The organism is Lysinibacillus xylanilyticus (assembly GCF_001183605.1).
Taxonomy (GTDB): Bacteria; Bacillota; Bacilli; order Bacillales_A; family Planococcaceae; genus Lysinibacillus; species Lysinibacillus xylanilyticus.
This window is the reverse complement of record NZ_LFXJ01000005.1, coordinates 1,159,411-1,175,690: the sequence shown is the minus strand read 5'-3', so window position 1 is coordinate 1,175,690 and position 16,280 is coordinate 1,159,411. Positions and strand designations below refer to the sequence as shown.

At 34.7% G+C, this 16,280-nt stretch carries 16 protein-coding genes, 1 pseudogene and 1 riboswitch; of the genes and pseudogenes, 15 read left to right on the top strand and 2 right to left on the bottom strand.

Annotated features, from left to right (window positions below; all coding sequences use genetic code 11):
- Nucleotides 1-349: 349 nt before the first annotated feature.
- From ACZ11_RS27510 to ACZ11_RS08495, 8 genes are all read left to right on the top strand, one after another.
- A complete protein-coding gene (locus ACZ11_RS27510; RefSeq protein WP_082172723.1) occupies nucleotides 350-505 on the top strand; it encodes a VOC family protein in 156 nt (51 codons plus the stop codon).
- A 75-nt stretch (nucleotides 506-580) separates the two neighbouring features.
- Complete coding sequence (locus ACZ11_RS08525; RefSeq protein ID WP_049665294.1) at nucleotides 581-1,159, top strand: histidine phosphatase family protein; 579 nt, start codon at nucleotides 581-583, stop codon at nucleotides 1,157-1,159.
- Nucleotides 1,160-1,416: 257 nt separating this feature from the next.
- A riboswitch (cobalamin riboswitch) is annotated at nucleotides 1,417-1,608 on the top strand.
- Between the two features lie 142 nt (nucleotides 1,609-1,750).
- On the top strand, nucleotides 1,751-3,370 hold the full coding sequence (gene nikA, locus ACZ11_RS08520) for a nickel ABC transporter substrate-binding protein (protein WP_236690812.1): 1,620 nt from the start codon (nucleotides 1,751-1,753) through the stop codon (nucleotides 3,368-3,370).
- A gap of 71 nt (nucleotides 3,371-3,441) precedes the next feature.
- Complete coding sequence (gene nikB, locus ACZ11_RS08515; protein ID WP_236690811.1) at nucleotides 3,442-4,395, top strand: nickel ABC transporter permease; 954 nt, start codon at nucleotides 3,442-3,444, stop codon at nucleotides 4,393-4,395.
- A 1-nt stretch (nucleotide 4,396) separates the two neighbouring features.
- Entirely contained in the window at nucleotides 4,397-5,206 is an 810-nt protein-coding gene (locus ACZ11_RS08510; RefSeq protein ID WP_236690810.1) for an ABC transporter permease subunit, read from the top strand.
- 13 nt (nucleotides 5,207-5,219) lie between these two features.
- Nucleotides 5,220-5,993 (top strand): ABC transporter ATP-binding protein, encoded by a 774-nt coding sequence (locus tag ACZ11_RS08505; protein WP_049665291.1) that lies wholly within the window; start codon nucleotides 5,220-5,222, stop codon nucleotides 5,991-5,993.
- A 12-nt stretch (nucleotides 5,994-6,005) separates the two neighbouring features.
- The gene (locus tag ACZ11_RS08500; protein WP_049665289.1) at nucleotides 6,006-6,809 is read left to right on the top strand and encodes an ABC transporter ATP-binding protein; all 804 of its coding nucleotides are present in this window, start codon (nucleotides 6,006-6,008) and stop codon (nucleotides 6,807-6,809) included.
- 71 nt (nucleotides 6,810-6,880) lie between these two features.
- The gene (locus tag ACZ11_RS08495; protein WP_049665287.1) at nucleotides 6,881-7,309 is read left to right on the top strand and encodes an NUDIX hydrolase; all 429 of its coding nucleotides are present in this window, start codon (nucleotides 6,881-6,883) and stop codon (nucleotides 7,307-7,309) included.
- Nucleotides 7,310-7,646: 337 nt separating this feature from the next.
- On the opposite strand, the gene ACZ11_RS08490 is transcribed toward ACZ11_RS08495, so the two are convergent.
- Entirely contained in the window at nucleotides 7,647-8,561 is a 915-nt protein-coding gene (locus ACZ11_RS08490) for a C40 family peptidase (protein WP_049665286.1), read from the bottom strand.
- Between the two features lie 1,257 nt (nucleotides 8,562-9,818).
- On the opposite strand from ACZ11_RS08490, the gene ACZ11_RS08480 reads away from it, so the two are divergent.
- The 6 genes from ACZ11_RS08480 to ACZ11_RS08455 all read left to right on the top strand — a co-directional run bounded on the left by ACZ11_RS08480 (nucleotide 9,819) and on the right by ACZ11_RS08455 (nucleotide 14,265).
- The gene (locus ACZ11_RS08480) at nucleotides 9,819-10,184 is read left to right on the top strand and encodes a DUF2089 domain-containing protein (RefSeq protein ID WP_018393054.1); all 366 of its coding nucleotides are present in this window, start codon (nucleotides 9,819-9,821) and stop codon (nucleotides 10,182-10,184) included.
- 13 nt (nucleotides 10,185-10,197) lie between these two features.
- The gene (locus ACZ11_RS08475; protein WP_049665282.1) at nucleotides 10,198-10,587 is read left to right on the top strand and encodes an SHOCT-like domain-containing protein; all 390 of its coding nucleotides are present in this window, start codon (nucleotides 10,198-10,200) and stop codon (nucleotides 10,585-10,587) included.
- A gap of 10 nt (nucleotides 10,588-10,597) precedes the next feature.
- On the top strand, nucleotides 10,598-10,879 hold the full coding sequence (locus tag ACZ11_RS08470; RefSeq protein ID WP_049667123.1) for a hypothetical protein: 282 nt from the start codon (nucleotides 10,598-10,600) through the stop codon (nucleotides 10,877-10,879).
- A 394-nt stretch (nucleotides 10,880-11,273) separates the two neighbouring features.
- Nucleotides 11,274-11,594 (top strand): ArsR/SmtB family transcription factor, encoded by a 321-nt coding sequence (locus ACZ11_RS08465; RefSeq protein ID WP_049665280.1) that lies wholly within the window; start codon nucleotides 11,274-11,276, stop codon nucleotides 11,592-11,594.
- Entirely contained in the window at nucleotides 11,594-12,652 is a 1,059-nt protein-coding gene (gene arsB, locus ACZ11_RS08460; protein WP_049665279.1) for an ACR3 family arsenite efflux transporter, read from the top strand. The genes ACZ11_RS08465 and arsB overlap by 1 nt, the downstream gene beginning before the upstream one ends.
- Nucleotides 12,653-12,912: 260 nt before the next feature.
- Nucleotides 12,913-14,265 (top strand): NAD(P)-binding domain-containing protein, encoded by a 1,353-nt coding sequence (locus ACZ11_RS08455; RefSeq protein ID WP_049665277.1) that lies wholly within the window; start codon nucleotides 12,913-12,915, stop codon nucleotides 14,263-14,265.
- Nucleotides 14,266-14,478: 213 nt separating this feature from the next.
- Here the strand turns inward: ACZ11_RS08455 and ACZ11_RS08450 are convergent.
- Nucleotides 14,479-14,715 (bottom strand): annotated as a pseudogene (locus ACZ11_RS08450) (DUF3977 family protein).
- 456 nt (nucleotides 14,716-15,171) lie between these two features.
- Between ACZ11_RS08450 and ACZ11_RS08445 the strand changes: the two are divergent.
- Entirely contained in the window at nucleotides 15,172-16,077 is a 906-nt protein-coding gene (locus ACZ11_RS08445; RefSeq protein WP_049665275.1) for a cation diffusion facilitator family transporter, read from the top strand.
- Nucleotides 16,078-16,280 lie beyond the last annotated feature (203 nt).

Here is a 16,280-nt window from a genome sequence, read left to right as displayed (position 1 = left end):
AATTATTCTAATGACAAAAAGGAATATACTGGATTTTAAAGAATACTATTAACCAACCTATAGAATTTTTAATCAGGAGTGAGGAAATTGGAAATTACTCAAGACCAAAAGTCGTTATTCGGTAGAATTGGCTATCTGTATTTACCGGCTATTAATGTTAATGAAACAATTGAATGGTACGAAAATAAACTTAGATTTAAGCTTAAAGCACCAAAGTTTAAGGATGATATTGGTTTTGTAGCGGTATTAACACCCGCCAGAAGGAAATGTTGTATTACTTCTTGTAGAAACAAAGGATCATACAACAGCAGATTTTTGACGCGATGGTCGCCTCTATCAAACTTTTACGTTGAATTGTCCAGACCTTGAATATACACATCAATCATTAAAGAATAATGGTGTAGAAGTAACCGAGATTGTTAAGCGCGGGGAAAATGCAAAATACTTTGTCTTTACCGATCCATCAGGTAATCATATTGAGGCTGCCTGGTCTGTATGGGCTTAGATGTGATCAAAAAGAATAAGTTATTTTGTTCAATCTAACGGCATTTTATTTGTTAAGAAGAAGAGTGGTGATCAAGTGGAGTTGATATTTATTCGTCATGGCCAAGGAGAACACACACTAGCAATTCCAAATAGCTTGCAAGTGAAAAATCCTTCATTAACAGCATTAGGAATAAGTCAAGCGAAGTTGTTAAGGAAAAAGTTCACCTTAACGGATGAAGATATTATATTTATTAGTCCTCTTAAAAGAACACTGGAAACTGCACTAATTTGGTCTTCGCATGTTGATTGTCGTAAGTTAGTAAGCCCATTAGTATCCCCACGAATATTTCCTTTCCGCCAAAATGGAAAAACTTTGCCTTGTGATAAAATCATTAATTTAGAAACAATCAAAAAGGATTATCCGAATCTAGAATTCGATAAGAATGTACCTCCAGATTTGTGGTCAGGTAGTATAAATACTATGCCAAATAGTGATTTCAACAACATTGCACAACAATTTGTTGCAAATTTGAAGTTGTTAAAAAAGGATAAGATTTTTATAGTTTCACACGATGGTACTATCACTGCATATCGCCAATTGATTTCTGGCCGAAGTTTATCCAGAAGGGACTTTCCTGATGAAACAGGATGGTTTCAAATTAGTGTTGACTAATAACTATCACATTGCAATGTCTTCTAAAAGATTGCTAAAACAGGCACTATAAAACGGCACATATAATAAAACTTGATATTTGTAATAAAGTTTGATAAAAAAATCATCTCTTTTTCATTGAAGAAAGCGTGATGAAGTCAAACAAGGCCAGGCTGAAGCTACCTGGCCATTTTATGTTAGTATTATTTTGAGAATTTTATTATATTCAGAAAATAAAATTGACGCGAACATTAGAGCATGTTATGTTTAATACTAATTTCATAGAAATCATTACAAGTTTGAGTGAGATAACTTTCATTCAATTAAAAGGAAAATGGGTGTAAATCCCATGCTGTCCCGCAGCTGTAAATGAGGAGTTTTGTTTCTATTACCACTGAGTGATTACTTGGGAAGGTGAAGCAGAATCATGATTCATGAGCCAGAATGCCTGCTTGTAAGGAGATTCATTGATGATCTACGAAAGATAGGGAGATGGATGGGAGCATACTCATAGTAAGTTTTTCTGTCCTTATTCTTTTGAAATAAGGTTTTTTTTATGCCTTCTTTCAATAAGTAGATTCGTGCATCGCAAACAAAGATAGGAGACAGAAAATGAGATTAACTAAGTATTTACTTCCTTTCATGCTTGTTTTGATGTTCAGTTTACTCACTGGCTGTACAAGCAATGATCATAAAAAGGGAGAGACAGCACCGAAACAACAGACAGACGAAAAAATGATAACGATTGGGTGGCCATTAGATGTAGGTCCATTAAATCCCCATACATATTTACCAAATCAAATGACAGCACAAGCAATGGTCTATGAATCATTGGTTGAATATAACGATGACGGAACAATTACGCCGAAGCTAGCGGAAAGTTGGGACATCTCAGAGAATAAAACCTCTTATGTTTTCCATTTGAGAAAAGATGTTAAGTATTCTGATGGAACGGTTTTTAATGCAGACAATGTGATTCGTAACTTTAATGCAGTTTTAGCTAATCGTGATATGCATTCTTGGATGGGCATGGTCAATCATATTAAAGACGTTGTGAAAGTGGATGACTTTACAATTCGTTTGCAATTGGATGAACCCTATTACCCTGTATTAAATGAGCTTGCCTTCGTAAGACCGTTCCGTTTTTTAGGGGATAATGGATTCCCTAAAGGCGATACAACGCAAGATTCAATCAAAGCACCAATTGGGACTGGCCCATGGGTATTAACAGATTACAAAAAGGATGAATATGCTTTATTTAGTCGAAACGAAAACTACTGGGGTGAAAAACCTCTTGTAGATAAAATAAAAGTAAAAATTATTCCTGATTCAGAATCTATTTCGTTGGCATTTGAAAACGAAGAATTAGATTTAATATATGGTCGTGGCATCATTAGTTTAGATAACTATACGTATTTAAAAGATAGTGGAAAATATAAAACCGCTACGTCTGAACCTTTGTCTACGCGAGCGCTGCTTTTTAATACACAGTCAGGTCCATTAGCAGAATTAAAGGTACGTCAAGCGATTCAATATGCAATCAATAAGGAGCAAATGGTTGACAGTATTACACATGGTACAGAAAAAGTTGCCAATACACTATTTTGGGATGCTATACCATATGCCAATATTGATTTAGCTCCAATTTTATATAACCCGAAAAAAGCGCAGCAATTGCTAGATGAAGCGGGATGGACGCTACAGAAGGGTGAAAAAATTCGCTCTAAAAACGGACAACCACTAACAATAGATTTAATCTACATTGCAACAGATGCGATTCAAAAACCAATGGCGGAACTAATGCAAGGTGAACTAGCAAAAATAGGGGTACAGTTGAATTTAGAAGGCGCAGATGTGATGGTAGGTCTTCAAAAATTGATGGATGATCAAGTCGATATTAATTTCTGGCGTACAAATGGACCACCAACAGATCCACATAGCTTTGCTAATGAATCAGCCACACCAAATGCTAATGGTGTCTATGAAGCGAAATTAGGCTTACCAAATGCCAAAGAAATCGATAACAAAATTCATCAATTATTAGTAGGTACAGATGAAAAAGAGCGAGTGCAACTTTATACGGATATTTTAACAATGTTCCATGACCAAGCACTATTCTATCCTATATCTTACGAAACAAATAGCGTGATTTATCAGCCATATATGAAGGATTTTGCTCCACGTGCATCTGAATATGATATTCCATTTGCACAAATGGATAAAGAAAAATAACTGTAAAAGAGAGAGTATGTCGATCAAAGACATCTCTCTCTTTATCATAGGATTGATTAGGAAGTGACAGCATGTATGAATCGACATGGATGTTTTGTTTAAAAAGAATTTTAACATTACCGTTTGTACTATTGGGCGTATCCATCCTGACCTTTGTATTTATTCGTTTCGTCCCAGTAGAACCTGCTGAGGTCATTCTAAGATTGGCAAGAGTTGCACCAACAGCAGAAGCCATTCAAGCATTACGTGAGGAACTTGGAACAGACAAACCTTTTCTTATTCAATATTTGCTATGGATAAAAGGCGTTTTGCATTTAGATTTTGGTACATCTTTTGTTAGTAAATTACCCGTAGCACATGAGCTATTCGCTAAATTACCCGCAACCATTGAATTAGCAGTTGCTGCATTTGTGTTGATTTTAGGAATAAGTATGCCATTAGGAATAATAAGTGCATTATATAAGCATTCCATCATCGATAAAGTAATTAGACTATTTACCGTCATGAGTGTGTCGATTCCAACATTTTGGTTAGGTTTTTTACTACTATATTTATTTAGCTTAAAATTAGGAATCTTCCCGACAAATGGGAAAGGTACACTAGCTCATCTAGTTTTACCTGCATTCGCATTAGCTTTACCAACAATTGGGCTTTTCGTTCAGTTTATCCGTTCAGCTATCATTGAAGAATTACAACAGCATTATGTTCAATACGCACAGCTGAGAGGATTAAAAAACTCTGTAATCCTCGTACGTCATGTTTTGAGAAATGCTGTTATTCCGCTATCTACTTTGTTAGGTATGACACTTGGTAATTTACTCGGTGGTGCAGTAATCGTGGAGCAGGTCTTTAGTTGGCCAGGACTCGGTAGATATTTAATAGAATCCATTATTAACAGAGATTACCCAGTTGTGCAATGCTATGTATTGATTATTGCTGTCATTTATGTGCTTGCAAATTTATGCACAGATGTATTGCATCGTCTATTGGATCCTCATCTGATGATGAAGGACAGGAGAGATTGAAGTGAGCCTATTACGAAAAGAAAGAGCAAATGTAAAAAGATTATTTAGTCTAACGATACTGCTAGTCATTGGCTTATTGGGATTGTTTGCGCCAGTATTAATGCCCCATGACCCTTTAGCAGTTGATATATCAAAGAAATTTTTAGCCCCTTCATGGGACTATCCATTTGGTACAGATCATTTAGGAAGATGTGTTTTCTCACGAATGCTTTTAGCTATTCGCTATTCTTTAGGATCAGCGCTTGTCATTCAAATAGTAGCCATTCTTTTAGCTATTTTAGTAGGTGCTTTCGTTGCGCTAAAAAGAGGCATTGTAGATTATCTATTTATTCGAATATGTGATATTTTATTAGCTTTTCCTACACTTGTCCTTGCATTTGGACTTTTAGGTTTATTAGGTCCTAGCTTAAAAAATGTGTTAATCGCACTTGTTTTTACGCAATTTATTTATTATTCAAGATTGATAAGAGGTTTATTTATTGGGTTGAATGAAAAAGATTTTATTCAAGCAGCAAGAATCAGTGGCACTTCAGGCATCAAATTAATCATACGCCATTATATCCCCAATTTACTGCCACCTATCGTAACAATAGTTGTTTTAGATATAGGGAAGGTTATTTTAGAAATCGCAGGATTTTCCTTTATTGGACTTGGCGTGCAGGCCCCTATTCCTGAATGGGGAATGATGGTGAATGAAGGAAAACAATACATCCGTCAACATCCTGAATTAATGCTTTATCCTGGACTTGCCATCGTCCTTGTTGTGCTATTATTGAATCATTTGGCAAGTAGTTTTAAGAAGCTTGGCTAGTAAAGGGGTAATTATGGAGAAAGTTTTAGAAGTGAAAGACTTAACGGTAAAAATCGGTGAGAAAAATATATTAACCTCAATCAATATGACAGCCTATAAAGGGCGTGTATTGGGGATTATAGGGGAAAGTGGTAGTGGAAAGACAATGCTTTGCCACGCCATCATGCAATCATTACCGGCTGCGGCGCAGATCACCCAAGGACAAATCATCTACCAACAAGAAAATTTATTGAATGTATCAGCCTCTAAAATGAGAGCGTATCGCGGAAGGCATCTGTCTATGATTATGCAAAATCCGTCTACAGCTTTTGATAGTATTCAAACAATCGAAAGCCATTTTCGAGAATCATTAAAAGCTCACTTTGTGATGACTAAAAAAGAAATAAGACAGATTGCTATTGATGCCATGTATAAAGTCAACTTACCCAATCCAGAGAAGCTTCTGCACTATTATCCTTTCCAATTAAGTGGCGGAATGTTACAGCGAGTAATGATTGCTTTATCATTGGCGATACAATCTTCTATATATATTGCAGATGAGCCAACGACAGCCCTTGACACAGTCAATCAAAAACAAATATTAACACTATTTGATCGTATTCGCTCAGAAACAGAGGCTGCTATTATTCTTGTGACACATGATTTAGGTGTTATTGCTGAACTAGCTGACGACGTGGCTGTGATGTATCAAGGCGAAATGATTGAGCACGCGAATGTCTATGATTTTTTTGATACACCTCAGCATCCCTATACAAAAAAACTGTTACAATCAAGAATAATGTTTTAGAGGTGAAAAAATATGACGCTACTAGAAGTGAAAAATATAGAGATGCAGTATGCTCAAAGACCATTCATGTTTAAACGAGGACAGGAAGCTCCCGTATTACAAGGGGTGACATTTTCACTTCAGGAGGGCGAGTGTTTAGGAATCGTCGGGCAAAGTGGTTCGGGCAAAAGTACATTAGGCCGTATTATTTTAGGAATTGAGCGACCAACAAAAGGTGAGGTTCTATTTCAAGGTATTAATCTTTACGAAACAACAAGTAAGCACAAAAAAATAATACGTAGAGATTTACAGGCTGTCTTTCAAAATAGCTATCATTCATTTAATCCGAAGCATACGATTTTTGAGATAGTAGAAGAACCTCTCCTTAATTTCGAACAGTTCAGCAAAACAGAGAGACAACATAAAGTAAGGGAATTACTAGACTGTGTGGAGTTAGAAAGTACAATTGCTCAAAAAAACCCTTCGCAACTTAGTGGAGGGCAACAGCAACGTGTCAACATTGCAAGAGCTCTTGCTTTAAATCCAAAACTGATTGTTTTAGATGAAGCCATTAGTAGTCTTGATATGATTTTGCAGAAGCATATTATACAATTACTACAAACACTGCAAAAAGACATGCAGCTTGCATACATTTTTATTTCTCATGATTTACAAGCGACACGTTATATGTCAGACCGCATCGTCGTGATGGAGCACGGACAACTAGTTGAGGAGATTGGGAAAGATGAAGCATACAAGCATCCCGCATCTCTAGAGTTATACAATGCAATTTTGCCATCGCATCCTCGAGAAAGAACTAAGAAATTTTTTCGATAAAGAAGCGGGTTAGTTATATAACATTGTTATAATAATGAAAAATCTTATACGGTTGATAATGGAGGTATGGCATGAGGAAAGGTCAAATTCGACCAATTGCTATTTGTGTATTTAGGAAAGGCGATTCAATACTTGTCTCTGAAGGCTTCGATGAAGTAAAGGGAAATCATTACTATCGGCCAATTGGCGGAGGAATTGAATATGGGGAGACAAGTTCTCAAGCAATAAAGAGGGAAGTACTCGAAGAAATCGGGGCAACCATAAAGAACTTAAACTATTTAGGTACAATCGAAAACATATTTACATATAAAGGTGACCTCGGACACGAAGTAGTTTTTGTATATGATGCAGAGTTTATTGAAAAGTCCTTTTATGAAAAACCTTCTTTTTTCGGACAAGAAGATAATGGAGCAATCTTCAAATTGCTTTGGAAGCCAATTAGCGATTTTACTAATAATAAATTAGTATTAGTTCCAGACGGATTAGTCGATTTGCTTTAGATCACTAATTGAGTTAAGAGCCTTCTTACTTGTACATTGGGTAGTATTCCAGTAAGTGGAGGTAATAAGTAGATAAGGGATATTAGAATTATCAAGCTTTATTAAAAAGAAACTCTATTTTAATATGATACCTGTAGATAGAACACTTGAAAAATAGTGTTTTATCTTCCTAAAAAATGATCAAACAACTTGAATAATTGTTTAAGTCAGTACAATTAGTACTGGCTTTTTTATATGTATAGTGATTATGAGGTAGGGAGAAGTGTGAAATAATATTGCTTAGAAGCATAAGAAGAAAAAGGTATCTCATCCATAGATGAAACACCTTTTCTTGAAGTTATTTAGCTAGTCGTTGGATAAAGGCATCTAATTGTACAAGTGTAACATTGTCGTTCACTCCGAAAGTATTGTCACCTTTACCAACTGTAACTTTATTGGAAGCTAGAATTGATACATAATTGTAAGCCCAATGCGTACTTGAAACATCATCAAATTGTACTGCTGCTCCTTGTTGTTTTAAATGGAATGCTTCCACTAAAACTTTCGATAATTGACCACGTGTCATCGGAGAACCAGGATTGAATTTTCCATTTTCATCCCCCGTAAAGACGCCGATTTTTTTTAGTGCTTCCGCAGCACCCGCATATTTAGACGTTGGTGTTACATCAGGAAAACTTGAATTAGTGTTACTAGTATCTAAATGTAATTGATTAGCCAGTTTAAGAGCTACCTCTCCACGTGATGCATAAACGCTAAAGTCGATTTCCTCACCTTTTACTTCTCCTAAATCATTTTCAGTGAAGTTTGCTACGCGTTTTGCCCCTACGTAACGAGATCCCCAGTAATAAGGATCATTGATTTTATCGATTTTAACCCCAGAGCTTGTAGTAGCTGAAATAAAATTGCTGTCACCTATGTAAATGCCAACATGAGAAACACCGCTTCCCGAAGTATTAAAGAATACAAGATCACCAGTCTTCAACTGATCTTTAGCAATCGAAGTACCTTGCTGATATTGAGATGTAGATGTACGTTGTAGTGAAATCCCTAACTTAGAAAAAACGATTTGTGTATATGCTGAACAATCTATACCTGTCTTAATATCTGTCCCTCCATATTGATAAGGAACACCTATATATGCTTTTGCTGTATTCGTTATATCTGCAATTGTTGCCGCTTTCGCTTCATGAACACCCATGCCTGTGAAGAACATAAACGATGCGAAAATGGGTAGTAATAATTTTTTCTTCATTTAACCTTACTCCTTTCAAAAAGCTTTTGTTTTTGAATAAAGTAAGAATAGCATGAAACAGGCATGAGTTATTTTTCATTAATATTACCGATTACTCTTAAACAGCAAAATTGAAACCTTATTTTTAACTGTGTAAAACTTCTGCAACAATCATGGGCAATTTTACTAAAAAATGTTGGAATAATTGGATGAAAAGGGGCTAAAGTGTTAATTTGGATGATTAATCTAACCAAACATTACCAATTGGCCCGGTTAATTTTATCATGACCTCTCGATTATTAGCTGGCTGGATTTTATACTTTAACACCGAGACTTTCTTTACAAGCTTGTAGACCATCTGCAAGCTGTCATTCATTTAATCCGAAGCAGACGATTTTTAAGGTATTAGAAGAACCTCTCATTAATTATCATGATTTACAAGCAACACGTTTTATGGCGGATCGCTTCCTCGAGAAAGAACTATGAAATTTTAATAATTCTTAAGTTGGAATATAAACTCCATTTTGATCATTCATTTTTAGGCTGATTCGTAAAGATTGTTCCTATTACTACTCTATATACCTCTTCTTAAATAGTCTGTGGAATAAATATAAAATGACAGTTAATAAGTTCAGAATAAAAAATTGTATTGTTGATATCCAAAATATTAATATTAGATCTGCGCCTAAAACAATCTCGCCCGGTGGCAGTTCTTTAGGGGGCGAAGGGAATAAAATTATAAACGAATAAATAAAAACAGAACAAAAGAATCCTAAATATATAGAAAGTAAGTATTTGTGGAATTCTAGTTTAGATTTTATAAGCAAAAAGAAAATATAAATAGGTACAATGACAAAAGGAAGAAGGAGTTGCAAAAGTAACGAATCAATAAATACTTGAGCAAAGCAAGCAATAACAATATATGCGATAGATACTATTGCGTAGTTTATGTTATTCATTTTCATCCTCCACAATTAAATACATACAACACACTATCCTCTCCTTTTAAATCTTAATAATTTCTAACCTGCTTTATTGTAAGACGAACGAAATGGTATGATGTTCCAATTACTTATTCACCTAACCTGCGCTATTAAGAGAAGAAACATCAATCTTTGAGAAAACAGCTTTTTTTAAATTCAAAGAAAACGGATAATCAATAATATTAAAAAACAAATTAACATTATTGATTATTTTTATCCAAAAAATTAACTTCATTGTTCACATTTTTAATTCCTTGTTGTATAATCAAATAAACTAAAAGGAAAGGACTTCATTATGGCTTATAAAGTAATTACAAATTGTCCTGTCTGCAGTAAAACATTGAAAATTACAAAGTTGCAGTGCTCTCATTGTCACACGACGATTGAAAATGAGTTTGAATTATCTAAGTTGGCATCCTTATCGAAGGATCAGCTTCATTTTGTGGAAGTATTTTTAACATGCAGAGGGAATATTAAAGAAGTTGAAAAGGAACTAGGGATTTCGTATCCAACAGTTCGAGGCAAGCTAACCGATATCATTTCATCCCTTGGATATGTGCAAAAGAAGAAAAATGAAGTAGACGAGAAAAAAGTTGTTACTATGTTGGAAAATGGCGAAATCACACCAGAAGAAGCCATTAAACTCTTAAAAGAAGAATAAGGAGGAATTTATCATGAAAGAGGAAATCTCAAGAGTGTTAACAATGGTTCAAGAAGGTAAGATTGATGCAGATAAGGCATCCGAACTGATTCAAGTATTAAAAGAGAAAGCAGAAACAGAGGATAACCTTTTAGAAAAACCGACTAAATATTTAGATAAAACTTTAAAAGTTCGTGTTGTATCAGCAGAAAATGATAACGTTATGGTCAATTTGCCTTTAAAGCTTGTCAAAGTTGTTTTAATGGCTGGACACAGCATCGCAGCGAGTATTCCTCAATCGGAAAAATACGTTAAAGATATCGACATTAACCTTATTATAGAAGCAATCGAAAACGAATTAGATGGCCAAATTGTTGATATTAAATCGGCTAACGGAGATACCGTTTCAGTCATTATTGAATAGTGACTGGCTTATGATGTATGTAAAAGTGAAAGCAAAAGACGTTCGGTTTACCATCCCAGTTCCTTATGTTTTTCTAAACGTTGCTATTTCAATCTTGTCATCTAAATTTGTTCAGCAATCTGCAAACAAATGGACAAAAGAGCATTTCGAAAGAAAAAATATAGACTTTACCATTCCGCTGATAGACAAAAAAGCGCTAAAGCCTATCGTCCAGGAACTGAAGAATTATAAGGGGATCGTGCTAGTTGATGTTAAAGCTAAGGACGGTACTGAGGTTAAGGTTAGACTTTAATTTATTCTAGTATACACCGACCAGAAAAAGGCCTAATTTATCTCACTTACAAAGCCGAGATAGTTAGGCTTTTATTTACTTTATAATAATTTGAATAAGATATACAAAATAAATCTTTATAAAGGATTCCTTTGATAACATTCGGTTCTCCGAAATTGTGCATCAAAGGAATCTTTTTATTTCAAGAAAATTTAATCAAATTTATTTATCTCACAGTTTACTTACACAGAAAATAACTATGTCACCGAAAAGCGTCAAAAAAATGTATTGCAATTATTGTTTAACAAGCATAACATAAGTGTATAGTTATATATTAATTTACCACCTATAATACGTTGGGTGGTTTTATTTCAAATCATATATAAGTAAATAATTATATAAGGAGAGCATACATATGGAAAATACACTAATTGAAAAACAATTAAAAGCAGCAGCAGATTTGAACCGCATTAAATTACTTGCTTGTATGAAGAACGGGGAGGTTTGTGTATGTGATTTTGTGGATGTTCTAGGAATTTCACAACCTGCAGTTAGCCAACACCTAAGAAAATTAAAGGAGGCAGGAATTATTACTGAACGAAAGGTTGGGACATGGAAACATTACCGTTTAGTCGAGGAACAAACGCCACTTATGAAAGGTATTTTAGAACAAATTGAGCCTGTTAAAGGATGCACTTGCGGCTCTGACTGTACACCCATAAGGGAGGAAAATTAATGGGTAATGAATCTTTAACAAAACAGCTTTCATTTTTAGATCGCTACCTTACTCTTTGGATTTTTGTAGCGATGGGTATTGGCGTTGTATTAAGTATCACAATGCCCAATATTGGTGAAGCATTAGAATCCATGTCGGCGGGTACAACATCCATACCTATTGCTATAGGGTTAATTGTGATGATGTATCCACCTTTAGCGAAAGTTAAGTATGAGGAAATGTGGCGAGTATTTAAGGATTGGAAGGTACTTTTACTATCACTTTTTCAAAACTGGTTACTTGGACCAGTCTTAATGTTCTTTTTAGCGATCATCTTCTTACGTGACTATCCAGAGTACATGGCTGGGCTCATTATGATTGGTTTAGCTCGATGTATTGCGATGGTTATCGTTTGGAATGATTTAGCACGTGGAGATCGAGAATATGTAGCTGGTCTAGTTGCATTTAACTCCATTTTTCAGATCTTAACATATTCGATTTTTGCTTACTTTTTCTTAAATGTATTACCTGGTTGGTTTGGTTTAGAGAATTTTAATGTGTCCATTTCAATGTGGGAAATTACGAAAAGTGTTCTTATATACTTAGGAATACCATTTGCTGCCGGAATACTAACACGATGGATCAGTATCAAAACAAAAGGGAAGCAGTGGTATGAAGAAAAATTCTTACCAAAGATTTCACCACTTACTTTAATTGCACTGCTGTTCACAATTGTCATGATGTTTGCATTAAAGGGTGAGAAACTAGTGGAATTACCACTCGATGTTGTACGAATCGCTATGCCATTATTCATTTACTTTGTAGTGATGTTTGCAGTTTCATTCTTTTCTTCACGTAAAGTAGGTGCATCTTATCCCGTTACAGCAGCCCTTTCTTTTACAGCTGCTAGTAACAACTTTGAGTTAGCAATTGCTGTAGCTGTAGGTGTTTTTGGCCTTCATAGTGGGGTGGCCTTTGCCGCTGTTATTGGTCCCCTTGTCGAAGTACCTGTACTCATCGGTCTTGTCTGGGTTGCATTGCGCTGGCAGAAAAAATATTTTAAAACCATTAAATTATAAGGAGCACTACTATGACAAGCACACTATATTTCTTATGTACAGAGAACTCTTGTAATTAGTCAAATAGCAGACTTTCAACATAGTCTCAATTTGTGAAAGTTACAAAAGAATTTGAGAAAAAATCGTGTGAATATGAAGTATGTTGAGCATCAAAAAGATTTTAAATTAACTTACGTCTAGCTTAATGCTAGACGTAAAAAATACACTGTATATAAGAAAATGCTTATATTAAAAAATTTATAGAAAAGAAGGATTTATTTATGAAAACATTTAATGTAATTAAACAAAATAGTTCTTGCTGTACTACCGCTAAAGACATCGCGGTACAAGAAACCTTTAATGATTTAAATAAGGAATTACCTATTGTAATAATTGGTGCTGGTCCAATCGGGTTGGCTGCGGCAGCTCATTTAGTGGAGAAAAATCAATCCTTTATTTTATTAGAGGCTGGGAGTGAAATTGCTCATAACATTCGCACTTGGGGTCATGTTACATTATTTTCTCCATGGCGATATAACATCAATAAAGCTGCTAAAGTTTTACTCGAGGAAACGGATTGGCAAGAACCTATCTTGGAAACATTACCGACTGGACATGAGTTAATTGATCTCTATTTAAAGCCTTTAGCAGAGTTAGCACAAATTAAACCTTACATTCAATTAAACTCAAAAGTAGTAGGTATTTCACGTCAATTCAATGATAAGATGAAATCAAAAAATCGAGTAAATCAGTCCTTTAAGATTTATGTTGAAAAAGGGGACGACATAAGTATTATTGAAGCTAAAGCAGTGATTGATGCGACTGGCACTTGGGGAAATCCAAACCCAGCAAACTCTACAGGTGTTTGGCTACAAACTGAAAAAGCATTAGCAGAACATATTGAATATGGAATCCCAGATATAAAGGTGAACTCTTCGAGATACACGAATAAAAAGATTGCTGTTATTGGAGGCGGTCATTCAGCTATTAATACTTTATTATCTTTGGTTGAACTACAAAAAGAGAATCCTTCAACGAAACTCGTTTGGATTATGCGTAAAAACTCTGTAGATGAAGTATATGGTGGGAAAGAAAAAGATGCATTGGAAGCACGTGGCGCACTAGGTATTCGTATTCAGGAATTAGTAGAGACAGAGAAGATTGAAGTAGTTACACCATTTTATATTTCGATGGTGAAAAAGGAAGAAAAAATAAATATTATTGGTACTTTAAATGACGAACAAACAGTATTAACAGAATTCGATGAGCTTATTGTAAATGCAGGAAACCGACCAGATTTTACAATTAATAACGAACTACGTCTTTCCATCGATACTGTAACAGAGAGTGTGCAAGCATTAGCACCACTAATTGATCCTAATGTACATAGCTGTGGGACAGTACGAGCACATGGAGAAGAAATTTTAAGACAGCCAGAAAAAGATTTCTATATTGTAGGCGCAAAAAGTTATGGCCGTGCACCAACATTTTTAATGGCAACAGGTTATGAACAAGTCCGATCAATAGCAGCCTATTTAGCAGGTGACGTAGAAGCTTCGCAACGAGTGGAATTAGAACTACCAGAAACAGGCGTGTGCAGCAGTAATCTTAATAAATCAAATACATGTTGTTAAAATATTCGATTGTTAGCTTTCGCTAGCAGCCCTTTTCTAAAAGGGGAAATTGAATGGACACAATTCTAATAATGGCATGATACTGTCATAATGGAAAAAAGAAGTTCGGAAATAGTATAATTCAGTAAAATATATAAATATACGTAAAAGCCTTCTAATCTATTTAGTAAGGCTTTCTCTTGTATCATTTACTAAAATGTTAACATCTCCTTTTCAGAGACTTACGATCCCCAAAATAATCTTAAAATCACTACGGTTTTTCTTTGTTTTTTTTATGCCTTCCTTAGAATCAAGGATAAGTACTGTTTTTCATATCCAAATTCTAATGTATACCGATTGAAATTTTATTGGAAAGGAGTTTCCTTTTTCTTCGATTTCGCTACCATCACTATACTCTGTTTCTGTCCGTAAAAACCACTTATTGCCTATACCGATCTCTATAAATTTCAATTGTGCCTCCTGACTATTACATAATGAATTGATGCTAGGCTCCATTAGAAAAAATTGCTCCGTTTTATTTCTTTTTTACCAACCATAGGTCGCAAATAGTTCCAGCGTGGTTGATCGCTAAATGACAGAGGTTGGTATGTCCTAAGTTTTTTATTTTTAGAAAATACAATATATGCCAATTATAATTCCTCACTTAAAAGTTTGCAATTACACTTCATTTGAAGGATATTCTGTATGAGAAAATCACGATAAATCCGAGTTACTAATTTGGTCTTAGGAAACTTATTTTTATGCTCTAAAATTATTTAGTAATGGTAAAAAAGGTTGTTGTAGACCCACTCGATATTCGTCTGATATCATAGTTGAGTATTGATTAAAGGTAAAAGGTTAAGGGTATTTGAGGAGAATTTCTTCCCTCATTTTTAGTAAATAAACTCTTAATCGGAGGAGAAATAAATGGTTAGTGAGAGAGAACAAATTAGCAAAAAAGTTGCATGGATTGCACTTGTATCCAACCTAATTCTAATGATAGGTAAAATCTTCTTTGGTCTTTTTGGGGGAAGTGAGGCTGTATTTGCAGACGGGATTCACTCTGGTGCAGATGTAGTAGCTTCGATTGCTGTGTTAGCAGTGGTAGGTATCTCAAATAAACCACCTGATAAGGATCATCCTTTTGGACATGGTAAGGCAGAGGTTATTAGTGAAGCGATAGTTGGAATTATTTTAATAATAGTATCAATATATATATTAGTAGAAGCAATTTTAGCATTTTTTGATAAACCCGGTGTACCACAGTACAGTGCATTGATTGCAGCTATAATTTCTTATATAGCGAAAGAAATATTGTATAGATACTCCATAAAACAAGGAAGAAAATGGAATAGCAAGGCTATTATCGCAATTGCATATGATCATAAAGGTGATATTGTTGCTTCCCTTGCAGCATTTATAGGAGTCCTCTTAGCGATAATAGGAAATGCAATTGGATGGACATTTTTGTTATACGCGGACGCTATTGCAAGTGCTTTAGTAGCTTACTTTGTTTTTAGAATTGCAATGGAATTAGTTAAACCTTCTGTTGATGTTTTAATGGAAAAAAGCGTGGATCAAAATCTTTTAGACGGATATGAATCTACTATTCATGAATTTTATCAAGTAAAACGAATAGACAGACTCCGTGCAAGAGAACACGGTCACTATAAGATTCTAGACGTGCGTCTTTCACTTAATCATGATTTAACAATTAAACAAGGCCATGATATAGCTCGTGATATAAAAAATGAAATAATAAATAAATACCCAGATGTAGGGGAAGTCCTTATTCATATTAATCCTTATTATATAGAACCTACTCAAAACTAACTTACAAAAAATGCAGTAAAAAGCGTTGGTAATAAAGCGCACGGGGTAAATCTGAATGCTATCGATGTAATAGTTAAATAGCATACTGACTGAATCCAAAAAAACATAAATTTGAATAGTAACTTAAAGAGCATGCTTTTTACTACGTAAAGTAAAGGCCATGCTCTTTTTCATTTTATAAGAAAGAAGGTGCTTAATTTTAT